Here is a 22,182-nt window from a genome sequence, read left to right as displayed (position 1 = left end):
CAATCTTCTGTGGGGGCGGGGTTACTCGCCCCCACAGGGTGGCAAGGGGCCACGGAGCAGCGCCATTAGCGCTGTGAAAACAAAAAGCCCCCGAGCTTTTCAGCGCGGGGGCTTTTTGTAGAATGTGGCGGTGAAGAAGGGATTTGAACCCTTGATACGATTTCTCGTATACACACTTTCCAGGCGTGCTCCTTCGACCACTCGGACACTTCACCGTTTCTCTTCAAGCCTTTCAGCCTGTCGAGGCGCGCTAATTTAGTGGAAGAGCTTTTCTTTGGCAAGCATTTTTTTCAGAAATTTCATGCGTTTATGCAAATTCACTGAAAACCCGAGGTCGCCAAGGCAATGCTGCCATTCTCGCCTGCGCTTTTACCGCCTGCACAGGCCCTGCCCCGGCGCGCCAAGGCATGCCGGGCAAACGCTGACCGGCCAGTCAGCCTTGCTGCTTTACCTGGCAGGCAGTGCTGGGTAACGTCGCAAGCACGCCACCCAAAGGACTCTGCCATGAGCGAGCTGATTACCTACCACGCCGAAGACGGCATCGCCACCCTGACCCTGAACAACGGCAAGGTCAACGCCATCTCGCCGGATGTCATCATCGCCTTCAACGCCGCCCTCGACCGCGCCGAGCAGGAACGTGCAGTGGTCATCATCACCGGGCAGCCGGGCATACTCTCTGGCGGCTACGACCTCAAGGTCATGACCGCCGGCCCCAAAGAAGCGATCAGCCTGGTCACCGCCGGCTCCACCCTCGCCCGCCGCCTGTTGTCGCACCCGTTCCCGGTGATCGTCGCCTGCCCTGGCAATGCCGTGGCCAAAGGTGCCTTCCTGCTGCTGTCGGCCGACTACCGCATCGGCGTCGAAGGGCCGTACAAGGTGTGCCTGAACGAAGTGCAGATCGGCATGACCATGCACCATGCCGGCATCGAGCTGGCCCGTGACCGCCTGCGCCGCTCGGCCTTCCACCGCTCGGTGATCAATGCCGAGATCTTCGACCCGCAAGGGGCGCTGGACGCCGGCTTCCTCGACAAGGTGGTGCCGGCCGAGCAACTGCACGAAGCAGCGCTGGCCGCTGCCCGTGAATTGAAAAAGCTGAACATGCTCGCGCACAAGAACACCAAGCTCAAGGTGCGCAAGGGCCTGCTCGATGCCCTGGATAAAGCCATCGAGCTGGACCAGAACCCGATGGGTTAAGCCAAAGACCCACCCCGACATTTGCCTCTTCCAGTGTACAGTCGTACACTGGAATTCGACTGTCTGGTGTGAGTCTCGTCATGCTTTATTCGTTGCGCATGCTCCTGTTAGGCCTGCATTTTCTGCTGGTGGGCGGCATAGGCCTGGTGATCGGCCTGTGCCGCCCCTTCAACCCCGACAACAGCCGGCTCTTCGCCCGGCTCTATAGCGTGCCGGCCACCTGGCTGATGCGTATCCGGCTAAAGGCCGAAGTCGGCCCGCTGTTCGATCACCCTCCCGGGTGCGTCATCGTCGCCAACCACCAGTCCAATTTCGACCTGTTCGTCATTGGCCAGGTGGTGCCGAAGCGCACCGTGGCCATCGGCAAGAAGAGCCTGGGCTGGATCCCGTTGTTCGGCCAGCTGTTCTGGCTGGGCGGCAACGTATTGGTCGACCGCAAGAACCCCTACCAGGCGCGCAAGGCACTGCAAAAGACCACGCATGTTCTGCATAACGACACCTCGATCTGGATCTTCCCGGAGGGCACCCGCAACCCGGACGAGCACCTGCTGGCCTTCAAGAAAGGCGCCTTCCACATGGCCATCGAAGCCGGCGTGCCGATCGTGCCAGTGTGCGTCAGCCGTTATGCCCGGCGCCTGAGCCTGAACAGCTGGCGGCGGCGAACGGTGATCGTGCGCTCGCTGCCACCGATTGCCACGGCAGGCTTGAGCCAGCGGGACATCCCCGCACTGATCGAGCAGTGCCGCAGCCAGATGCAGCAGTGCATCGACCGCATGGAAGCTGAACTGGCGAGCCACTAGGTTGCCCTCAAGCGCCTTACAGCCCAAGCTGTAAACCGTGTTCAACCGAATAAGTGGACAACCATGGGTCGAGTCGTGGCATCGGCGGTGTACAGCGCCGGCAGAAAAGTCACCAATATCAGCATCGACGAAGGCAGCGAATGGGCGTGCAAGCCTGGCCACTTCGTCTGGATCGGCCTGGAGGAGCCCAACGCCGAGGAGCTGGCCACCCTGCAGCGCCAGTTCAACCTGCACGAGCTGGCCATCGAAGATGCCCTGGAAAAACACAGCCGGCCCAAGCTTGAAACTTTTGGCGACGCGCTGTTCATCGTCACCTATTCGCCGGTGCGTCATGAGGGCAAGCTGGAGTTCATCGAAACCCACATCTTCGCCGGCAATGGCTACATCATCACCTGTCGCAACGGCCACTCCAAATCCTATGCCCTGGTGCGCCAACGCTGCGAGGCGCGGCCTTTGCTGCTGGAACACGGCGAGGACTTCGTGCTGTACGCGCTATTGGATTTTGTGACCGAGAACTACCAACCGGTCAGCGAAGCCATTCATGGCGAGATCGAGGAGCTGGAGCAGAGCGTGCTCGGTGGCTCGCTGCAGGAAGATGACATCCGCCGCCTGCACAGCCTGCGCCGCGATATTCTGCGCTTACGCCGCTACGTGGCGCCGATGGTGGAGGTGAGCGAGGAACTGCAGCGTTTGAGCTTCCCGTTCATCGACAAGAACATGCGCCCTTACTTTCGCGACGTGCAAATTCACGTTACGCGGCAGATGGAGGACCTGGCTGGCATTCGCGATATCGCCAGCCAGACCATCGAGATCGGCATGTTGCTGGAGTCGTCGCGCCAGAGCATCGTGCAGCGCAAATTCGCGGCCTGGGCAGCGATACTGGCCTTCCCTACGGCGATTGCCGGGATCTATGGGATGAACTTTCAGAACATGCCCGAACTGGGGTGGCAGTACGGGTATTTTGGCGTGCTGGGGGTGATTGGGCTGGGGTGCACGGGGTTGTATGCCAGCTTCAAGAAATCGGGTTGGTTGTGAGATTGCCGGGGCCGCTTGACGACCCCAAACCCCTCACGCCAGATTACCCTTGTTCACCGGCTGCTCAATAAACCGCAACATCCACTCCCCCACCAGGTCGCCCTGATGCTCGGTGGCCAGGCTGGCCACGGCCTTGTGGTAAACCTCATCGCCCAGATACGCCTGGCGCGCATCCAGTAACGCTTTGGAGTAGTCGTGCACGAACTCCGGATGCCCCTGGAAGCACAGCACCTGGTCACCAATGTGGTAGGCGGCGTTTGGGCAGAAGTCGCTGGAGGCAATTACGGTAGCGCCTTGCGGCAACTCGGTCACCTGGTCCTGGTGGCTGATCAGCAAGGTCAGCTCGGACACCTGCGGGTCCATCCACGGCGCATGTGCCGCCAGTGAGTAACGGTGGATACCCACCCCCCAGCCCTGCTCCGCCCGTTCAGCCTTGCCACCCAGGGTCAGGGCCAGCAGTTGATGGCCGAAACAGACGCCCAGCAGCTTCTCGCCGCGTGCGTAAAGCTTCAACAGGTAGGCCTTGAGTTGCTGGATCCACGGATCGGCACCGAACGAATCGGCCTTGCTGCCAGTCACCAGATAGGCATCGAACACTTCATCGTCGGCGGGGTAGTCGCCGTTCATCACGTTGTACACACGAAACTCGGCGGCGATCGACTGACGCGAGAACAGCTGCTCGAACATCCTGCCATAGCCGTGGTACTGCGCCGTCAACTCCGGTCGCAGGACATCGGTTTCCAGGATGCAGATGCGTAACGACATAGGGATAGTCCTGAACGACATGGGTGGGAATCTGCTGTAGAGACTGCCGCGAAAGGCACGTACAAGCAAGTAGGCCGCACTGACGAACGGTCATATTTTGCCGGCGTATCGTTGGCGCCAACGCAGCGGTCTAGTGAGAGCATGCCAGCCAGCTGGCAATTGGCCTCATAACGCAATGAAATTAACTGACCTTACAATTAGAACAAAGGGTTCTCAAACATGGATGCCACACACCCTACTGTTGGTTGTATATGCACTTTCAAGAGGCAAGCAGACCAGGCGACAACAGTCGCCACTGCGATCGACCCGAGACGCGACAAGGAAGCCAACGGGTATTCAGGAATAACAACAAGAAGGCGGTCCGCCATGTTCAGACAATCAAAAATACGCCAAGCGGGGCTCATTGTCTTTGCCACGACTTTACTGCTGATCCTGCCGAACCTGACACGTTTGTTCGGCTGACGGCGGCTGTGGCGCCAACAGGCAACGCACAGGTAACCTGCCGGCCTTGATGGTCGGAGATTAACCATGCGCCAATGCCTTGCCCTACTCGCCTTGCTACTGAGCCTGCCACTGTCGGCGGCGCAGCTGCACCTGGAGGCGGGTGCACACTCGCGCCAGTGGAGCAGCGCTGAACTGCTTGGCCACCCGCAGGCCCAGGACATCCGCATCGAGCAGGACGTTTCCTATAAGCGCCCCATGCACTATCGGGCCGTACCCCTGGCTGCGTTGCTGCAGGGGGTAGGCGCCAGCGCCCACCTGCAAGCCGTGGCCCTGGATGGTTTTGCTGCCGAAATGCCCGCCGCCCCACTGCTGCAGGAAGGGCCGGCACGTGCCTGGCTGGCGATCGAAGACCCCGCCAAACCGTGGCCAGGGCTGGGCAAAGGCAAACCGAGTGCCGGGCCGTTCTATCTGGTATGGACGGCACCGCAAGCCAGTGGCATACGCCCGGAACAATGGCCGTTTCAGATCGCCACCATCCGCCGCCTGGCCTCGGTCGAGCAGCGTTTCCCCGCGCTATTGCCAGACCCGAAGCTGCCGGCCGAGCACCCGGTGCGCCAGGGCTTTGCGCTGTTCCAGCAGAACTGCCTGGCCTGCCACCGCCTCAATGGTGCAGGTGACGCCCAGCTGGGGCCGGACCTGAACCTGCCGCACAACCCTACCGAGTACTTCCAACCGGCGTTTCTGCGCCAGCTGATACGTGACCCACAGAGCCTGCGGCGCTGGCCACAGGCGAAGATGCCGGGGTTTACAGAGGGTGTGCTGAGCGACCAGGAGCTGGATGCGCTATTGGCTTATCTGGGGCATATGGCAGGGCGCAAGCCCTGAGATGCTGGGGCTGCTTGGCAGCCCCCGGTCCATGAGTGTCAGGCGCACAACCGCTCGTGCTTGACACCCCACCCTTCGACTTCGCCGCCGTAGGGTGACACGAGCTGCTCGAACGTATCTTCGAAGTCGCCAATCCCTCCATAAGTGGCATACATGACCTTGCTCAGTTCAAGGTACCAGGCGCCGTCTTTCATTTCGCGCACCTGGGCGTTGAGGGACTCGCCACGAAATTGCCCGGCTGCACGACGTGCGCCCGCTTCGTCTGGGAATACTGCGTAGAACTCGATGGGATGGATACGGGTGAAATCGAAACCGCCAGCTTTCATCTGGCGCAGGACATTGCTGCTGATATCGTCGTTCTGGCTGCTCATGAATCGTCCTCCTGCAAAGCAATGGATAGACTTTCCGGGCACTACGTACCTGCCGGCGGTGCCGGGCAGATCGAGTTGTATAGAGCTGATGCAAGACGCGAATTGAAAGGTGCCGGCCCGCAGAAAAGGCTGGCACCTGGCTCCAGCGTAGTGCCTGGGCAGGCACCACGTCAACGCACGGATCAGGGCGCTTCGTGAATATCGGTGATGGTCACGCCAGTTTGCTCCTTGAGCCAGCGTGCCGTGGGGGATACTGTGCGGTCCTGGAAGTCGTTGAGGTCCAGCTCATCCATGACCGGAAACAGCTGCGAGCGAATAGCACGGGCCGCGTCTTCTTCGCTGGGGCACTGCTCGGCCCGCAGCTTCAATGACGTCGGTTCGCCTTTCTGGTCGGCAAAGATGACTTCCCACTCTTTCATTGGACGAGCCCTCTCAATCAAACAACGCCGGGTGTGTGACGTCTGTATAGCTTGACCTTGGGCGGGGGCAATTGTTCAGTTGGCAGGACTCTGTGGTGGCGTTCGGGTCGCTTCCACACTTGCCGACGAGGGGCCGCACGGCGGCCCCTGTTGCAGCGTTACTTCGGTGTGCCGTGCACGACACCTGCGGTGTTTTCCAACAGGCTCTTGGTCGCGGTCTGGATGTACGCTTCAAGCTTTTTCAGCATTTCCGGCTGGTCCGGGCTTTCGATCAGCTCGGCCTTGAACTCGCTGCCCAGTTGGTAGCGGTACATGCGCGGGCTCATGTCCTTGGACTCGATGAGGATGCGGTCACCCTGCACCAGGCCAACGATCTGCTCGCTGCCCGACGGCTTGATCATGCCAACGCCCTGGTCGCCCTCAGGCAGGTTGAGCAGGTCGCGGCCCCAGCACTGATGGCGGGTCTGGCCACCCAGGCGGCCCATGATGGTCGGTACGATGTCGACCTGGGTACCGACGGTGTGGTCGACCGCACCGAACTTCTCCTGGATGCCCGGGGCAATCAGCAGCAGCGGCACGTTGAAGCGGCCTAGGTCCAGTTCGGTGACCTGCTGGTGGTTGCCGAAGCCGTGGTCACCGACGATGACGAACAGCGTCTCCTTGAAGTACGGCTGTTTGCGCGCCTTCTCGAAGAACTGGCCCAGGGCCCAGTCGGAGTAACGCATGGCGGTCAGGTGCTCGTCCAGGCGGCCCTGGCCGGTGACCGGCTCTACCGGCAGGTCCTTGGGCAGCGCGTACGGGGTGTGGTTGGACAGGGTCTGCAGCAGCGCATAGATCGGCTTCTTGCCGTCGTGCTTGGCCAGTTCCTCGGCGCCACGGTCGAACATGTCCTGGTCGGACACACCCCAGGTCGGGTCGGAGAACACCGGGTTGACGAAGTCGTTACGGCCAATGAAGGTGGTCATGCCCTGGTTGCCGAAGAAACCGGACTGGTTGTCCCAGGCGAAGTCACCGTTGTAGACGTACACATCGTCGTAGTCACGGGCGCTGAGCAGTGCCGGCAGGCCAGACAGCTTGTGGCCGCCTTCCGGGGTCTGCATCAGGTATTCGAAGCCTGGCAGGTTGGGGAAGCAAGCCATGGTGGCGAACATGCCCTGGTGGGTATGGGTGCCGTTGGAGAAGAAGCGGTCGAACAACAACCCTTCTTTGGCCAGCTTGTCAAAGTACGGGGTGATGTTGTTGGGGCTGCCCAGGGCGCCTACCGAGTGGCCGGCGAAGCTCTCCATGAGGATCACCACGACGTTCTTGATCGGCAGGGTGCGCTCGGCTGGCGGTACGAAGTCACGGCGGATCGCAGCCTCGTCGGCGTCGACCAGGGTATCGTGGGCGGTCAGCAGTTGCTCGCGCACGGTCTGCGTGGCCAGCGGCTGGTCCAGCACAGGCTTCCAGATATTGGCGCGGTCTTCGCCGAAGCGGCTCTTGGCTGCGTCGATCAGGGTCAGGGTGCCGTTCAGGCCAAGCTGGTTGACGAAGTTGGAGTCGGTGGTAAAGGCATCACCCCAACGCATCGGCGGGCCCTGGCGCAGGGTGCCACGGGCAGCAACCACGGCCACCAGCAGGATCACCATGAACACCGCCAGGCGGTTGTACCACTTTGCTGCAGGGCGCTGCAGGGTAGCGCCGGCCGACTGGCCGCCACGGGTCATGCGGTCGACGCCCTTGAACAGCAGGCTCAGTAGCCAGGTACCAACGACCCAGGCCAGCAGGTAGCGGACCACCGGGAAGCCGTACCAGAGCATGCTCATGACGGTCTTGGGGTCTTCCTTGATGTACTGGAACACCAGCCCGTTGAGGCGCTGGTGGAACTCGCGGTAGAAGTCCAGCTCCATCAGGCCGAGGAACATCACCACGCTCGAGGCGATGGTCAGCCACAGCCGGAACACGCCACGGCGGGCCATGGCCCAGGGGCTGAGAATGGCCAGCAGCAGCGGAATGCTGATGTACACCACCACCCGCAGGTCGAAGCGCAACCCGTTGAGGAAGCCTTCGGCGACGGTCGCATAGGGCGTATCGCCGATCATGTCGCTGTTGTAGACCAACAGCGCCAGGCGCACGAGGCTGAGCATCAGCATGATGACCAGGGCGCTGAGCAGCGTGTAGGCCAGGTGGGATTTCAGGGTCGGCGCGAACGACGCTCGCGCGCCCTGTCTCAAGGCATCCGTGTTAGCCATGAATGGGAAGGTCCTAGGATTGCGGGTTTGCGGAGATGGCGCTGGCTTATACCAACGCAGCATTGTGCGGGTGCGGATTCTGTTTAAACCAATGTGAAAATTTTGTCACGGCCGCATTTCTGCTTATTTCACAACCGTTGCCTGTGTGTGTGTGTGTAGGAGCGGCCTTGCGTCGCGAACGGGTCGCACAGCGGCCCCGGCGATTTTTGCTGCGCCACAGAACCTGGGGCCGCTGCGCAGCCCGTTCGCGACGCAAGGCCGCTCCTACACACAGGGCGTCAGATGCGGATATTGCCCCTGGGCCCGGCAATCGCCCAGATCACCAGCCCGATCACCGGCAGCAGCGCGATCAGTAAAATCCACAGCACCTTGACCCCCACTTCGCTGCCGCTCTTGATCACATTGAGGATCGCCCAGATATCCAGCGCCAGAATGATCAGCCCAACCAGGCCATTGAATGTGGACCCCATGCCCGTTACTCCCCTGCAAAGACGTTGCAGCACAGCATAGCCAGCTATCACGTCGATAGAAGGGAATCCTTGGCCGATTGCGCGGGTCCTTGCTTAGACTGCCTGTATTCACTGATTCGAGGTTCGCATGCCACCCGCCCATACCGAAACGGCCACTTCCCCTTCGTTGCTGAGCGCCTGGCGACAACAGGTGGTGAACACCCCCTGGCTCAGCGCCGGCCTGGGCTTGAGCCTGCTAGCGGTCGTCGTGCTGCTGGCGGCGAGCCTGTGGAACGCGGTCAGCGGTGACCATGCCGACAACCTGCACCTGGCGTTGCTGGGCGGCCTGTCCGGTTTTGCTGCCACCGCCCTGGGGGCAGTCCTGGCCGTGGTGCTGCGCGATGTCAGCGCGCGTACCCAGGATGTGATGCTCGGTTTTGCTGCGGGCATGATGCTGGCAGCCAGTTCATTCTCGCTGATTCTGCCGGGCCTGGACGCCGCCCGCGAGATCACCGGCAACGGCCCGGCGGCGGCCTTCACCGTGGTACTGGGCATGGGCCTGGGCGTGCTGCTGATGCTGGGCCTGGACCGCTTCACCCCGCACGAACATGAAAGCACCGGCCGATGCGGCCCAGAGGCAGAACGCATCAACCGGGTGTGGCTGTTCGTGCTGGCGATTACCCTGCACAACCTGCCCGAAGGCATGGCAATTGGTGTGAGCTTCGCCAATGGCGACATGAACATCGGCCTGCCGCTGACCAGCGCAATCGCCATCCAGGACATCCCAGAAGGCCTGGCCGTGGCGTTGGCGCTGCGTGCCACGGGGCTGTCGAACATGAAGGCGGCACTGGTGGCGATCGGTTCGGGCTTGATGGAGCCGCTGGGCGCAGTCATCGGCCTGGGCATTTCCACCGGCTTCGCCTTGGCCTACCCGATTAGCATGGGGTTGGCGGCGGGGGCGATGATCTTCGTGGTGTCCCACGAGGTGATTCCAGAAACCCACCGCAACGGCCACCAGACGGCGGCCACCCTGGGGTTGATGGGCGGGTTCGGGGTGATGATGTTCCTGGATACCGCGCTGGGCTAAAGAGGCCAGTGCAGCAACCGATCAGGTCAAACGTGAACCGCGACCTTCAGGGCTTCCAAAGCCGGCTCAACCTTGATCCCGACGTCGGCACCCAGCTCCAGCACCCGCGCCAGGTCGTGCTGACCCACCATCACCATCTGCAACTCATCATCCAGCAACTGGCTGAAATTGAGCAGCACATAACCACCAGCCTCCTTGTTCAAGGCCCCCATCTGCACCTGGATACGATTGAGTGCGGTCAACGGCTCGGTGCGCGCCAGCTGCTTGGCTTTGAGGGTGAATGGCACGCTCTTGTCGAACGAATCGGTGATGTTCTGGAACAGCTCTTGGTAGCTGTCTGCTTGGAACAACACGGTGTCCGGCAGGCTGCCGAGCACGACCCACTCACCCAAGGCAATGGGGAAGCTGTCGTCATAGTTGATGTCCGGATTGGCCGCCAGGAAGGCGGCTGGGTCGGCGTAGGCCTGGGCGGCCTCGTCGGCGATGCGCTCGATGTCTTCCTCGCGCATGCAACCGGCGCCAATGAGGGTGATGAGTTCGAGCAACTGGTTTTTCATGTAGGGGGCCTGCGGCGGGTGAAAAGTCGCCAAGGATAGCCGCAAACGCCCCCTCAGGGTTAGCCGGCCAGCGTTTGCAAGCGCGCTACCGCATCGACTGCGCCCATGGTTTGCGCGGCCATCAGCGCGGTGGCGCCACGGGCATCCTGGCGCGCCGGGTCGGCACCTTGGGCCAGTAAGTAGTCGATGATCTCGCGGCGGTTGAACATGGCCGCCAGCATCAGCGCGGTACGCCCGTCCTGGGCGACGGCATCCACCGGCACGCCGTGCTCCAGCAGCAGGCGGATCATCGCCAGGTCGCCTTTGAACGCAGCGCCGGCAATCGGCAGTTGCCCATTGTCATTGGCAAGCAGCGGGTCGGCGTTGTGCTCCAGCAGCACGCGAACCGCGTCGTGGTGGCCGTGATAGCTGGCCAACATCAGCAGGGTGTCACCCTTGTGATTGCGCAGGTTGGCCGGCAGACCGCTGGCAAGCAAGCGCCCGAGCATGTCGGCATCGCCTTGGCGGGCACGCTCGAAGACCTGCTCGGCAAAGGCCGCTGTTTCGTCATCGGTCATGGCGGCGGGCGCGGGTTGGGTGGACATGTTGAACCTCCTGGCAGAAATGATTGCCTAATTTTTTGTCAGGCAAGCCCGGCGGGTCAAAGGTTCAGATTCTATCGAGCCGATAGCTAACTCAGGGCTCGTGCAAAATGCACTGTGCAAAATGCACGACCATGCAGGTTGCACGAGGCAGCCTTGTAAAAATAAGATCAAACCATTGATTTTAAAGGACTTTTAGATAGAAAGTTTTTTGGCACGGTCGCTGCAACCATCAACTCACGTCTGCCACACAACAGTCAGGAGTTGATATGGACCTCATCCAGGAAAAGTTCGTCTCGGTGTTTTCGGCCTACCAGGTCGCTACCCAGCCCCGCCCCGATGGTGGTGTCTTGCTGACCCTGCGTGCCGCTGATGGCAAGGTTACCCGCCGCGTGTTGACCTACGGGCAACTGCACAGCGCCGAGCAGCTGTCCTGGGCGATCAGCGCCATTCGCCGTGACCTGGCCGAACAGGCGAGCGAACTGCCCGTCATTACCATGCTGCAGAGCCAGCAACGGTTTGCATTGCCGACCTATCGCTGATTCTTTTTACCGCTTTCTTCGCGGGGCAGACTTGCTCCGCGAAGAAACCGGTACACGTCTCACAGCTCGTCGATGCCCAAGAACGCTCGGGCAGTCTCGTCCCCGGTAAACCTCGCCTGCATCCCCTGCTCACTGCCAAACAACCGCAACGCCACACAGAACGGCGTCTCCCCCAGCTCTACCCAGCGCCGCGTGCCGGCCGGGACCACCAACTGGTCACCCTTCTCGCACAGCACCGAATACACGAACCCACCCAGGCGCAAGCCCACCTGCGCCCGCCCGCTGACGACCGCAAACACCTCTTCGGCGTCATGCACGTGTTCATCACGCACATCGGCCTGCAGCGGGTCCGCGCCGTCACGGTTGAGTACCGCGAAGACCGTACTGCCATGGCCGGTCATCAGTTCATCGAGATAGTCGCCGCACGCGGCCATGACCTCGTCTGCGGCGCTGCCGGGGCGAACCCGTAGCTCAAGCGGGCGGTGGACGAAACGCACGCCCTGCTCGGCCAGCGTGGCCTGTATATCGTCGTGGTGGGTCAGCAGCTTGTTCGGCAGCTCCGGGCTGGACGGGTGGAAAACGCTGAGGATACTCATCAGTGGCGGGTCCTGGTCGATTGCGAACAAAGGGCAATGATAACGGCTGCGGCCAAGGCTGCGGCACTGGCCATACCAAAGGTGAAGGCTGGCCCCAGCAGGTTCCAGCTGTAGCCCGAGTACAAGGCGCCGAGCGCACCGCCGGTGCCCGACAGTGCCGCGTACAACGCCTGGCCCTGGCCTTGCTGGCGCGCGCCGAAGCTGGCCTGGACGAACGCAATGCAAGCGGCATGAAAGCAACCGAAAGTAGCCGCGTGCATCACCTGGGCCAGCACGAGCACTGCCGGGTCATCCGCCAGGGTGCCAAGCAACAGCCAGCGCACGGCGGCCAACAGGAAGCTGGCCAGCAGCACCCGCTGCACGGAAAACCGCGCGAAGACCCGGCTCATGGCCATGAACACCAGCACCTCGGCCACCACCCCCAGCGCCCACAACAGGCCGATGGCGCCACGGCTGTAGCCCAGGTGCTCCAGGTGCAGGGTGAGGAAGGTGTAGTACGGCCCGTGACTGAGCTGCATCAGCGCCACGCACACATAGAACGCGATAACCCCAGGCGCCCGTAGCTGCTGCACGAAGCCCCCCGCGCCGCTGCGCTCGCCCTGCTCCACCGGCTGGGCATTGGGCACCCAAAGGCTGGCGGCGACGATACCGGCCATGATCGTGACGAGGGCTACCGGGTAGATGTCCAGGCTCAGCCACTCGAACAACCGGCCCAAGCCGACCACGGTCAGGATGAAACCGATCGAGCCCCACAGGCGTACCTGGCTGTAGCGGGACGTCTGCCCGTGCAGGTGGGCCAGGGTGATGACCTCGAACTGCGGCAGCACCGCGTGCCAGAAAAACGCATGCAAGGCCATGACCAGCGCCAGCCAGGCGTAGCTCTTGCCGAAGAAGATCAGGGCGAAGCTGGCCAAGGTGGACAACGCCCCCAGGCGCACGATCAGCAGGCGCTGGCCGGTGCGGTCGCCCAGCCAGCCCCACAGGTTGGGCGCGATGCAGCGCATCAGCATGGGGATGGCCACCAGCTCGCCGATGCGCGCCGGGGAGAAACCCAGGTGGTCGAAGTACAACGCCAGGAAGGGGGCGGTGGAGCCCAGCAGGGCGAAGTAGAAAAGGTAGAAGCTGGACAGGCGCCAGTAGGGAATCGGGGGCATGGTGGCTCAGCCAGTTTTGTTGTAGCCGGTACCGGCCTCCTCGCGGCTACACCCGCGAAGAGGCTGGTACCGACGAATCAGAGCTGGCCCAGCACCGGAGTACTGACCTTGACCTCGGCATTCTGCGCGCGGTGACGCAGCAGGTGGTCCATCAGCGCAATGGCCATCATCGCCTCGGCGATCGGCGTGGCGCGGATGCCGACACACGGGTCATGACGCCCCTTGGTGATCACTTCGACCGGATTACCATTCACATCGATCGAGCGGCCCGGCACCGTGATGCTCGACGTCGGTTTCAGCGCCAGGTGCGCAACGATAGGCTGCCCCGAGGAAATACCGCCAAGAATGCCGCCAGCGTTGTTGCTGAGGAAACCTTCCGGGGTCATTTCATCACGGTGCTCGGTACCGCGCTGGGCGACACTGGCAAAGCCCGCGCCGATTTCCACACCCTTGACCGCGTTGATGCTCATCAGCGCATGGGCAAGTTCCGCGTCGAGGCGGTCGAAGATGGGCTCGCCCAGGCCCGGCATCACCCCTTCGGCGACCACGGTGATCTTGGCCCCAACCGAATCCTGGTCGCGGCGCAGCTGGTCCATGTAGGCCTCGAGCTCCGGCACCTTGTCCGGGTCGGGGCTGAAGAAGGCGTTCTGCTCTACCGATGCCCAGGTCTTGAACGGGATCTCGATCGGGCCGAGCTGGCTCATGTAGCCGCGCACGGTGATGCCCTGGGTGGCCAGGTACTTCTTGGCGATGGCCCCCGCCGCCACGCGCATGGCGGTTTCGCGGGCCGAGCTGCGCCCGCCGCCGCGGTAATCACGTTCACCGTACTTGTGGTGGTAGGTGTAATCGGCGTGCGCCGGGCGGAACAGGTCCTTGATCGCCGAATAGTCCTTGGACTTCTGGTCGGTGTTACGGATCAGCAGGCCGATCGAGCAGCCCGTGGTGCGCCCTTCGAACACGCCGGAGAGGATTTCCACCTCGTCCGGCTCTTGGCGCTGGGTGGTGTGCCGGCTGGTGCCGGGCTTGCGCCGGTCGAGGTCATGCTGCAGGTCGGCCAGGGAGATCTCCAGGCCCGGTGGGCATCCATCGACAATGGCGACCAACGCCGGGCCATGGCTTTCGCCAGCGGTGGTGACAGTGAACAGCTTGCCGTAGGTATTGCCGGACATGGACGCTCCGCGAGTCTGCCTGAGATGAACGAAAGCGGCAGTATACGGAAAATTTCAACAGGAATGGTCGTCTGTACTGGCCTTGCGAACCTTCACGCAAACATTAGGTCATATTCATCACCTCCCCACCGTAGTACCCCATGATGCCGCGCCTCGTCGCCCTGCTTTTCATGCTCTGCGCCAGCCTCGCCCAGGCCGCCTCCCCCACCGTCCTGCAACGCCCCATCGACCTGGACACCGGCCAGGGGGTGCTGCACGGCAGCCTGCTGTTGCCGCAGCAGGCCACCCCACCCCCCGTGGTGTTGATCATCGCTGGTTCCGGCCCGACGGACCGCGACGGCAACAACCCGGCCTCGGGGCGTATCGACAACCTCAAGCGGCTGGCCCTGTTGCTGGCTGGCGACCACATTGCCAGCGTGCGCTTCGACAAACGTGGCGTGGCCGCCAGCCAACCGGCCACGCCCGATGAACGTGACCTCAGCGTCGAGCGCTATGTCGCCGATGTGGTGGCCTGGAGCCGCAAGCTCAAGGCCGATCCGCGTTTCGGCCCACTGATTCTGGTCGGCCACAGCGAAGGCGCGCTGATCGCCAGCCTGGCTGCCGAGCAGGCCGGCGCCAGCGCGGTGATCACCCTGGCCGGCAGCGGCCGGCCGCTGGCTGAGGTGCTGCGCGAACAGCTGGCCCAGCGCCTGCCGCCCGCCCAACTGGCCCGTGGCAGTGCCTTGCTCGACCGCCTGCAGGCTGGGCAGACCAGCCTGGACGTACCCGCTCCGCTGCGCCAGGTGTTCCGTCCCAGCGTGCAGCCCTACCTGATTTCGCTGTTCCGGCAGAACCCGGCGGCGGCGTTCGCGCAACTGCCGATGCCGGCGCTGATTGTCCAGGGCCGTAATGACGTGCAGGTAGACGTGACCGATGCCGAGCGCCTGAAGGCAGCTAAACCTGATGCGCAACTGGTCTTGATCGATGGCATGAACCACATGCTGCGCATCAGCCCCAAGGGCATGAGCCAGCAACGTGACAGCTACCTCAACCCAGAGCTGCCTCTGGCTCGCGAACTGGGAGAGCGAATCGTGACGTTCATCCAGCATTTGCCATCGGCCTGACCCTCAGGTCTTGAACGCCGCTGCCGATAACGTGGGTGGTGGCGAGAATCCGGGGCTGCTGCGCAGCCCTTTCGCGACGCAAGGCCGCTCCTACAAAAAAGCACGCGATGCCCTGTAGGGGTGGCCTTGCGTCGCGAAAGGGGCACGCAGTGCCCCCTCAGGCTGCCAGCACGTACATAAGGACAGCCCTGATGACCATTGCCCCTACCGCCGTAGACCCGGCCGAACAGCCACAACCCGAGGACGGCGCCACGCTGCCTTGGGCAGACCTTGCCGTCGAACACTTCCAGCTGTTGCGCCTGGCGCCCCTGCCCACCGACCGCGCCACGGGCGCCCGCCCGCTACGGTTCGTGCAGTTCGGCTATGCCGAGCGCCACGACAAGGCGCACAGCCTGCTGCGTATGGAAATCCAGCTGCCTGGGCAAAAAGTGCGCAAGGAGCAGAACCACCTGGATATCCGCGTCGACCACGCCGAGCGCCGGGTGCGCATTGGCAGCGAACAGGGCCTGCAACTGGAACCGCTGAACCGCGGCATCGGCCGCTTCATGCTGGCCCAGGCCGTGCAATGGTTGCAGCGCAAGTGGTCGCATTACCAGGTCGAAGGCATGGCACTGCCGAACAAGGATGCCCTGAGCGAGGATTCACGCCTGCGCCGCGACCAGTTCCTGCATGGGGTTGGCATCAAGGTCGAATATGAAGACCCTCAGCACCTGAAAGGCCGCACCGTGGAAATCACGGTGGGCCAGCTCAAGGCCGCCTGGAGCAACGAGCGGCTGCAGCGGGTCGAGATTCTCGACGCGGCCAACCTGCTGCAGCAGGCCGACCAGCAGTTGCAAGAGAAGGAAGGCCAACTGCGTGAGCGGGATGAGCGGGTGGCCAAGTACCGGCGCGAAGACGGCGGGTTGCGCTTTACCATCACCTGCCTGGTGGCCTTTGCGGTATTTCAGGCCGGGTTGCTGATCTGGATTGCAACCCGCTGAAAGGGTGGCTGCGGCCCCAAGTCAAACGCGGGCTTTGAACAGCTCCTGATGCTGGCGGCACTGCTCGGCCGTCAGCATGAACACCCCATGCCCGCCACGCTCGAACTCCAGCCAGGCAAAATCCACCTCGGGGTACAGCGACTCGACGTGCACCTGGCTGTTACCCACTTCGACGATCAGCAAACCCTTGTCGTTGAGGTGGTCTGCCGCCTCGGCAAGCATGCGCCGCACCAGGTCCAGGCCATCGTTACCGCAGGCCAGGCCCAGCTCGGGCTCGTGGTGATACTCGGCCGGCATGTCGTCGAAGTCTTCGGCGTCGACGTACGGCGGGTTGGACAGGATCAGGTCGAAACGCTGCCCTGGCAGGCCATCGAAGCCGTCGCCCTGCACGGTGTAGACGCGCATGTCCAGGCCGTGCCGTTCGATGTTCTGGTTCGCTACCTCAAGGGCATCGAACGACAGGTCACCCAGCACCACTTCGGCCTCGGGGAACACTTCGGCCGCCACGATGCCGATGCAACCGGAGCCTGTGCACAGGTCGAGAATGCGCGCAGGCTCTGACGCCAGCCACGGCTCGAAACGTTTTTCAATCAGCTCGCCAATGGGCGAACGGGGCACCAGCACCCGCTCGTCGACGATGAACGACATGCCGCAGAACCACGCCTCGCCCAACAAGTAGGCGGTGGGCACACGCTCTTCGATGCGCCGCTTCAACAGGTGCTGCAGGCGCACGCGCTCGTCGTCCTCGAGCATGCAGTCCAGGTAGCTGTCGGCCACCTCCCATGGCAGGTGCACGGCGCCCAGCACCAGCAAGCGGGCTTCGTCCCAGGCGTTGTCGGCACCGTGGCCGAAGAACAGCTCGCGCTCGTGGAAGCGGCTGACCGCCCAGCGGATATAGTCGCGCAGCGTGCGCAGACGGGATGTGATCACGGGGTACTCCTAATTCAGACCGTACAAAAGTCTAACAGCCCAACCCGCACAAATGTTCCTTCGGGTTGCCCAAAGGCTAGCCACAGGCCAGTAACTACGCCGCTTGTGATGTCAACCATTCCCATTGACGCCAAGGCAAGGGACAATAGGTATACAAAAGCCCTTCCAAGGAGCCCTTGATGTCCGTTCCAACCACGATGTTCCGCCTCACTGGCCGCGACTACCCGCCGGCCAAGTTGAGCCACGCCAGCCTGATCATCATCGATGCGCAGAAGGAGTACCTGAGTGGTCCCCTGGCGCTGTCGGGCATGGACGAGGCCGTGGCCAACATCGCCCGGTTGCTCGACGCTGCGCGCAAGAGCGGCCGCCCGATCATCCACGTCCGCCACTTGGGCACTGTCGGTGGCCGCTTCGACCCACAAGGCAGCGGCGGCCAGTTCATCCCCGGGCTGGAGCCGCACGATGGCGAAATCGTCATTGAAAAGCGCATGCCCAACGCGTTCAAGAACACCAAGCTGCACGATACTTTGCAGGAGCTTGGCCACCTGGACCTGATCGTCTGCGGTTTCATGAGCCATTCCAGCGTCAGCACCACCGTGCGCCGCGCCAAGGACTATGGTTATCGGTGCACCCTGGTGGAAGACGCCTCGGCGACCCGCGACTTGGCGTTCAAGGACGGGGTGATCCCGGCCGCGCAGATCCACCAGTGTGAAATGGCCGTGATGGCCGACAACTTCGCCTGTGTCGCCCCTACCACCAGCCTGATCTGATCCAATGGCCGGTAATTACCGCCCGGCAGCCGGGCGGAACCCAACGGGCGAGCGCAGGTCGAATTCCGGATATCCACAGAGGAAATCGGAATGAAGCTCAAAGGCAGTTTCGACGCCAAGCGCCTGCGCCCGCGCGAACCACGCAACTGGGGCGCTCGCCTGGCCGCCGGCCTGTCGGCCCTGCTGGCAACGCTGGGTGTACTGCTGGCCATGGCCGGCATCGCCGGCCTGCTGGGCAATTACCCGGCCCTGGCCGAACTCAATGCCAACCGGCCGCTGTCGGCCACCTTCACGGCAGGGGGGTTGTTATTGCTGTGGCTGGGCGTGAGGTTTTGGCGGCGTAGCCGCATTCGCCTGCGCCGTGGGCGTGAGTTGAACCTGTCGCCGCACTTGATGAAAAAGCACGACTGACGTTTCCACTGATGCCGCGAAGAAGCCCGCGCAGACTACACATGGCTGCACAGCCGCCCACAGTCGCGTAAACTACGCCGCCCACGTGGAGGCATCATGCAAGACAACGACTTTTCCCTGTTCCATGCCGAAGTGCGCGGCGTCAAGCCGATCAAGCACGACCGTGCCGAGGTCGGCAAACCCAAGGCCGACCGCAAGCAACTGGCCGGCCTGCGGCAGGCGGCCACCGTGCGCAGCGACAAGGCACTGGTGATCGATGGCATGTCCGACCAGTTCGTCATCGACGTCGGCGCCGAAGACGAGTTGATGTGGCGCCGTGACGGCGTGCAAGAAACCCAGCTGCGCAAACTCAAACTCGGCCAGATCGCCTTCGAGGGCAGCCTCGACCTGCACGGCATGACCGTCGAGAAAGCCCGTGAGACCCTCTGGGACTTCATCGCCGAGGCCACCAAGCTGGAAGTGCGCTGCGTGCGCGTCACCCACGGCAAGGCCGCACGCCTCGACGGCAAGCGCCCGATGATCAAGAGTCACGTCAACACCTGGCTGCGCCAGCACCCGCAAGTGCTCGGTTTTGCCTCGTGCAATGCGCGCCATGGGGGCACCGGCGCAGTCTACGTGATGCTCAAACGAACCATGCTTGAAGGACGCGACGAGTAACGCCGCGCTTGCAGCGCCGCCCTTGCCGCCGTACCCTTCGTTTTTGCGATTTTTCCCACAGGTAGATACATGTCCCTGGAACAGAACTACACCGAGATTCTCAGCCAGATCGGCGAGGACGTCTCCCGTGAGGGCCTGCTCGACACGCCCAAGCGGGCTGCAAAGGCCATGAAGTACCTTTGCCGCGGTTATGAGCAGACGCTGGAAGAAGTCACCAACGGCGCGCTGTTCACCTCCGATAACAGCGAGATGGTGCTGGTCCGGGACATCGAGCTGTACTCGATGTGCGAGCACCACATGCTGCCTTTCATCGGCAAGGCTCACGTTGCCTACCTGCCCAAGGGCAAGGTTCTGGGCCTGTCGAAAGTTGCCCGCATCGTCGACATGTACGCCCGTCGCCTGCAGATTCAGGAAAACCTCAGCCGCCAGGTCGCCGAAGCTGTCGAGAAGGTGACCGGCGCCGCTGGCGTGGCCGTGGTGATCGAAGCCAAGCACATGTGCATGATGATGCGCGGTGTCGAGAAGCAGAACTCGAGCATGATCACCTCGGTGATGCTGGGCGAGTTCCGCGAAAACGCGGCCACCCGCAGCGAGTTCCTCAGCCTGATCAAGTGATCGGCTGGTGATCCCGAGCCGACCCTGCGGGGTCGGCTTTTTCTTTTCAGGAGTTGCCCATGATCGTCAAAGCCCTGCGGGTTGGCCTCGGCCAGCTCATCGTGTTCGGCGACTGGATCAGCCGCCCGGCCAAGCGCAAGCGCGATGCCGCCGCCCAGGCGCGCGTCGAGCAAGCGGCCGGTAGCCTTGCGCTGTACCAGTTTCATGCCTGCCCATTCTGCGTCAAGACTCGCCGCACCCTGCACCGCCTGAATGTGCCGGTGGCGCTGCGTGACGCCAAAAACGACCCGGTGCATCGCCAGGCGCTGCTCGAAGGCGGAGGCAGGGTCAAGGTGCCGTGCCTGCGCATCGAGGAAGACGGCAAGGTGAGCTGGATGTACGAGTCCAAGGCGATCATTGCCTACCTGGACAAGCGCTTCGCCTGACCTCTAGGCACGGGCCGGCTCAGCTCACCATCGGCACATGCCGAGGGTGGCTGGCCACCCGTTCCAGCCAGGCCCTGACCGCCGGGTAGTCCGCCAGGTCGAACCCACCCTGCTGGGCCACATGGGTATAGGCATACAGCGCCACATCGGCAATCGAATAGCGGTCGCCGACCAGGTACGGCGTCATCTGCAACTGCCGCTCCATGACCTTGAGCGCCTTGTAGCCACCTTTATGCAGCTTGCGGTATTCCTCCAGCCGGTCATCCGGCAGCCCCAGGTAGAACTGAATGAACCGCGCCACGGCAATATAAGGCTCATGGCTGTACTGCTCGAAGAACTGCCACTGCAACACCTGCGTGCGCAAGCGCGGCTCGGTAGGCAGGAAGTCACTGCCGTCGGCAAGGAAGTTGAGGATGGCGTTGGACTCCCACAGGTACGTGCCGTCTTCCAGCTCCAGCACCGGCACCTTGCCATTGGGGTTCATCGCCAGGAACTCGGGGGTCTCGGTCTCCCCCTTGAGAATATCCACCGGGTGCCACTCATACGGCCGACCCAGCAGGCTCAACATCAGCTTGACCTTGTAGCAGTTGCCCGACTGGTAGTCCCCATAGACCTTGTACATCGCCCTCCCCTCCCATGCAGTTGTGCATTCGTGCCCAATAGTTGGCGACTGTACGGCTAAAAGCAATGGCCGCTGTATGGCAAGGATCAACCTTGCTCGCGTTAGTCTGAAAAAACTGCTTACACCTTTACAAGGATTTTTTCATGACCGATGCCACCTCCGCCCGCCTGCGGCCCCTGGCAGACAGCTCCCCGTCGGCGGTTGTCGCCGGCTTCATTGCCATGCTCACCGGCTATACCAGCTCACTGGTGCTGATGTTCCAGGCCGGCCAGGCGGCCGGGCTGACCAGCGCGCAGATTTCGTCCTGGATCTGGGCGCTGTCGATCGGCATGGCGGTGTGCAGCATTGGCCTGTCGCTGCGCTATCGCACGCCGATCACCGTGGCCTGGTCGACCCCCGGTGCCGCACTGCTGATCACAAGCCTGGGCGGGGTGAGTTATGGTGAGGCCATCGGCGCCTACATCACCTGCGCCGTGTTGGTGCTGATCTGCGGCCTGACTGGCAGTTTCGAGCGACTGGTCAAGCGTATTCCGGCCTCGTTGGCCTCGGCGCTGCTGGCCGGCATCCTGTTCAAGATCGGCAGCGAGATCTTCGTCGCTGCCCAGCACCGCACGCTGCTGGTGCTTGGCATGTTCTTCAGCTACCTGCTGGTCAAACGCCTGTCACCGCGCTACTGCGTGCTGGCTGCGCTGCTGGTCGGCACCGCGCTGTCCGGCGCCCTTGGCCTGCTGGACTTCAGCGGGTTCAGCCTGGAAGTGGCAACGCCGGTATGGACAACGCCGAGCTTCTCGCTGGCGGCGACCATCAGCATCGGTATTCCGCTGTTCGTGGTGGCCATGACCTCGCAGAACATGCCCGGCGTGGCCGTGCTGCGTGCCGACGGCTACCAGGTGCCCGCCTCGCCGCTGATCTCGGCTACCGGGTTTGCCTCGTTGCTGCTGGCACCGTTCGGCTCGCACGGGGTCAACCTGGCGGCGATCAGCGCGGCGATCTGCACCGGGCCGCACGCCCATGAAGACCCGAGCAAGCGCTATACCGCGGCAGTGTGGTGCGGGATTTTCTATGGCATTGCCGGGGTATTCGGGGCGACCTTAGCGGCATTGTTTGCCGCGCTGCCGAAAGAGCTGGTGCTGTCGATTGCGGCCTTGGCGTTGTTCGGCTCGATCATGAACGGGTTGACCGTGGCCATGGGTGAGGCGCGTGAGCGTGAGGCGGCATTGATCACCTTCATGGTCACGGCTTCAGGGTTTACGCTGTTCTCCATTGGCTCGGCGTTCTGGGGGATCGTGGCGGGGGTGTTGACCTTGCTGATCCTCAACCCACGTAGAGCCTGACGGTTTTTGTAGCTTGCCCCGCGAAGAGGCCAGTACAGGCAACAGAGATAGGGGCC

The 22,182-nt window shown here is 62.8% G+C and carries 26 protein-coding genes and 1 tRNA gene; 14 read left to right on the top strand and 13 right to left on the bottom strand.

The window, feature by feature from the left end:
- Positions 1-125 precede the first annotated feature (125 nt).
- A tRNA-Ser gene (locus HU770_RS03470) sits at positions 126-215 on the bottom strand.
- 289 nt (positions 216-504) lie between these two features.
- On the opposite strand from HU770_RS03470, the gene HU770_RS03465 reads away from it, so the two are divergent.
- From HU770_RS03465 to HU770_RS03455, 3 genes are all read left to right on the top strand, one after another.
- Positions 505-1,194 (top strand): crotonase/enoyl-CoA hydratase family protein, encoded by a 690-nt coding sequence (locus HU770_RS03465; RefSeq protein WP_047583832.1) that lies wholly within the window; start codon positions 505-507, stop codon positions 1,192-1,194.
- Positions 1,195-1,274: 80 nt separating this feature from the next.
- Positions 1,275-1,994 carry a lysophospholipid acyltransferase family protein gene (locus HU770_RS03460; RefSeq protein ID WP_033700632.1) on the top strand — a complete coding sequence of 240 codons (720 nt, stop codon included), beginning with the start codon at positions 1,275-1,277 and terminating at the stop codon, positions 1,992-1,994.
- A 63-nt stretch (positions 1,995-2,057) separates the two neighbouring features.
- On the top strand, positions 2,058-3,029 hold the full coding sequence (locus HU770_RS03455; protein ID WP_033700634.1) for a magnesium and cobalt transport protein CorA: 972 nt from the start codon (positions 2,058-2,060) through the stop codon (positions 3,027-3,029).
- 33 nt (positions 3,030-3,062) lie between these two features.
- On the opposite strand, the gene HU770_RS03450 is transcribed toward HU770_RS03455, so the two are convergent.
- The gene (locus tag HU770_RS03450; RefSeq protein WP_186663037.1) at positions 3,063-3,794 is read right to left on the bottom strand and encodes an amidotransferase; all 732 of its coding nucleotides are present in this window, start codon (positions 3,792-3,794) and stop codon (positions 3,063-3,065) included.
- Between the two features lie 528 nt (positions 3,795-4,322).
- On the opposite strand from HU770_RS03450, the gene HU770_RS03445 reads away from it, so the two are divergent.
- Entirely contained in the window at positions 4,323-5,123 is an 801-nt protein-coding gene (locus tag HU770_RS03445; protein ID WP_186663036.1) for a c-type cytochrome, read from the top strand.
- Between the two features lie 38 nt (positions 5,124-5,161).
- Here the strand turns inward: HU770_RS03445 and HU770_RS03440 are convergent, their stop codons facing one another.
- The 4 genes from HU770_RS03440 to HU770_RS03425 form a co-directional block, all read right to left on the bottom strand.
- Positions 5,162-5,494, bottom strand: coding sequence for a ribonuclease E inhibitor RraB (locus HU770_RS03440; RefSeq protein WP_033700638.1), 333 nt, complete (start codon positions 5,492-5,494; stop codon positions 5,162-5,164).
- A gap of 182 nt (positions 5,495-5,676) precedes the next feature.
- Positions 5,677-5,913, bottom strand: a complete 237-nt coding sequence (locus HU770_RS03435) for a hypothetical protein (RefSeq protein WP_033700639.1) — start codon at positions 5,911-5,913, stop codon at positions 5,677-5,679.
- 158 nt (positions 5,914-6,071) lie between these two features.
- Complete coding sequence (locus HU770_RS03430) at positions 6,072-8,144, bottom strand: LTA synthase family protein (protein ID WP_186663035.1); 2,073 nt, start codon at positions 8,142-8,144, stop codon at positions 6,072-6,074.
- Between the two features lie 278 nt (positions 8,145-8,422).
- Positions 8,423-8,614: a PLD nuclease N-terminal domain-containing protein gene (locus tag HU770_RS03425; protein ID WP_033700642.1), complete on the bottom strand. Its 192-nt coding sequence runs from the start codon at positions 8,612-8,614 to the stop codon at positions 8,423-8,425.
- 127 nt (positions 8,615-8,741) lie between these two features.
- Between HU770_RS03425 and HU770_RS03420 the strand changes: the two genes are divergently transcribed.
- Positions 8,742-9,680, top strand: coding sequence for a ZIP family metal transporter (locus tag HU770_RS03420; RefSeq protein WP_033700643.1), 939 nt, complete (start codon positions 8,742-8,744; stop codon positions 9,678-9,680).
- 26 nt (positions 9,681-9,706) lie between these two features.
- Here the strand turns inward: HU770_RS03420 and HU770_RS03415 are convergent, their stop codons facing one another.
- Together HU770_RS03415 and HU770_RS03410 are read right to left on the bottom strand one after the other, a co-directional pair.
- The gene (locus HU770_RS03415) at positions 9,707-10,237 is read right to left on the bottom strand and encodes a hypothetical protein (protein WP_186659362.1); all 531 of its coding nucleotides are present in this window, start codon (positions 10,235-10,237) and stop codon (positions 9,707-9,709) included.
- A gap of 59 nt (positions 10,238-10,296) precedes the next feature.
- Positions 10,297-10,821, bottom strand: coding sequence for an ankyrin repeat domain-containing protein (locus HU770_RS03410; RefSeq protein ID WP_186663034.1), 525 nt, complete (start codon positions 10,819-10,821; stop codon positions 10,297-10,299).
- A gap of 266 nt (positions 10,822-11,087) precedes the next feature.
- Here HU770_RS03410 and HU770_RS03405 point away from each other — a divergent pair, with 266 nt between their 5' ends.
- Positions 11,088-11,360 carry a DUF3509 domain-containing protein gene (locus tag HU770_RS03405; protein ID WP_033700646.1) on the top strand — a complete coding sequence of 91 codons (273 nt, stop codon included), beginning with the start codon at positions 11,088-11,090 and terminating at the stop codon, positions 11,358-11,360.
- Positions 11,361-11,419: 59 nt separating this feature from the next.
- Here the strand turns inward: HU770_RS03405 and HU770_RS03400 are convergent, their stop codons facing one another.
- The 3 genes from HU770_RS03400 to aroC all read right to left on the bottom strand — a co-directional run bounded on the left by HU770_RS03400 (position 11,420) and on the right by aroC (position 14,279).
- Complete coding sequence (locus HU770_RS03400; RefSeq protein ID WP_186663033.1) at positions 11,420-11,956, bottom strand: oxidase; 537 nt, start codon at positions 11,954-11,956, stop codon at positions 11,420-11,422.
- Positions 11,956-13,110 carry an MFS transporter gene (locus HU770_RS03395; RefSeq protein WP_186663032.1) on the bottom strand — a complete coding sequence of 385 codons (1,155 nt, stop codon included), beginning with the start codon at positions 13,108-13,110 and terminating at the stop codon, positions 11,956-11,958. Before HU770_RS03395 ends, HU770_RS03400 begins: the two co-directional genes overlap by 1 nt.
- A 77-nt stretch (positions 13,111-13,187) precedes the next feature.
- Complete coding sequence (aroC, locus tag HU770_RS03390) at positions 13,188-14,279, bottom strand: chorismate synthase (RefSeq protein ID WP_033700649.1); 1,092 nt, start codon at positions 14,277-14,279, stop codon at positions 13,188-13,190.
- A 140-nt stretch (positions 14,280-14,419) separates the two neighbouring features.
- Here aroC and HU770_RS03385 point away from each other — a divergent pair, with 140 nt between their 5' ends.
- Entirely contained in the window at positions 14,420-15,382 is a 963-nt protein-coding gene (locus HU770_RS03385) for an alpha/beta fold hydrolase (protein WP_033700650.1), read from the top strand.
- A 191-nt stretch (positions 15,383-15,573) separates the two neighbouring features.
- The gene (locus HU770_RS03380) at positions 15,574-16,362 is read left to right on the top strand and encodes a hypothetical protein (RefSeq protein WP_186659354.1); all 789 of its coding nucleotides are present in this window, start codon (positions 15,574-15,576) and stop codon (positions 16,360-16,362) included.
- A 21-nt stretch (positions 16,363-16,383) separates the two neighbouring features.
- On the opposite strand, the gene prmB is transcribed toward HU770_RS03380, so the two are convergent.
- Positions 16,384-17,292, bottom strand: a complete 909-nt coding sequence (gene prmB / locus HU770_RS03375) for a 50S ribosomal protein L3 N(5)-glutamine methyltransferase (protein ID WP_033700652.1) — start codon at positions 17,290-17,292, stop codon at positions 16,384-16,386.
- 179 nt (positions 17,293-17,471) lie between these two features.
- Between prmB and HU770_RS03370 the strand changes: the two genes are divergently transcribed.
- The 5 genes from HU770_RS03370 (at position 17,472) to HU770_RS03350 (ending at position 20,170) form a co-directional block, all read left to right on the top strand.
- Entirely contained in the window at positions 17,472-18,062 is a 591-nt protein-coding gene (locus tag HU770_RS03370) for a cysteine hydrolase family protein (RefSeq protein ID WP_186659352.1), read from the top strand.
- A gap of 90 nt (positions 18,063-18,152) precedes the next feature.
- Positions 18,153-18,473: a hypothetical protein gene (locus tag HU770_RS03365; RefSeq protein ID WP_186659350.1), complete on the top strand. Its 321-nt coding sequence runs from the start codon at positions 18,153-18,155 to the stop codon at positions 18,471-18,473.
- 96 nt (positions 18,474-18,569) lie between these two features.
- A complete protein-coding gene (locus HU770_RS03360) occupies positions 18,570-19,130 on the top strand; it encodes a Smr/MutS family protein (RefSeq protein WP_033700655.1) in 561 nt (186 codons plus the stop codon).
- Between the two features lie 69 nt (positions 19,131-19,199).
- Positions 19,200-19,745, top strand: coding sequence for a GTP cyclohydrolase I FolE (gene folE, locus HU770_RS03355; RefSeq protein WP_033700657.1), 546 nt, complete (start codon positions 19,200-19,202; stop codon positions 19,743-19,745).
- 59 nt (positions 19,746-19,804) lie between these two features.
- Positions 19,805-20,170, top strand: coding sequence for a glutaredoxin domain-containing protein (locus HU770_RS03350; RefSeq protein WP_186663031.1), 366 nt, complete (start codon positions 19,805-19,807; stop codon positions 20,168-20,170).
- A 19-nt stretch (positions 20,171-20,189) separates the two neighbouring features.
- Here HU770_RS03350 and HU770_RS03345 read toward each other — a convergent pair whose 3' ends face one another.
- Positions 20,190-20,792 carry a glutathione S-transferase family protein gene (locus HU770_RS03345; protein ID WP_186663030.1) on the bottom strand — a complete coding sequence of 201 codons (603 nt, stop codon included), beginning with the start codon at positions 20,790-20,792 and terminating at the stop codon, positions 20,190-20,192.
- A gap of 143 nt (positions 20,793-20,935) precedes the next feature.
- Between HU770_RS03345 and HU770_RS03340 the strand changes: the two genes are divergently transcribed.
- A complete protein-coding gene (locus HU770_RS03340) occupies positions 20,936-22,126 on the top strand; it encodes a benzoate/H(+) symporter BenE family transporter (RefSeq protein ID WP_186659344.1) in 1,191 nt (396 codons plus the stop codon).
- The last annotated feature ends 56 nt before the right edge of the window (positions 22,127-22,182 follow it).

It is taken from the genome of Pseudomonas sp. SWRI68 (assembly GCF_014269165.1).
In the GTDB taxonomy this organism is placed as follows: Bacteria; Pseudomonadota; Gammaproteobacteria; order Pseudomonadales; family Pseudomonadaceae; genus Aquipseudomonas; species Aquipseudomonas capeferrum.
Note: the sequence above shows the minus strand (reverse complement) of the source record. Positions and strands in the feature narration are given on the sequence as shown.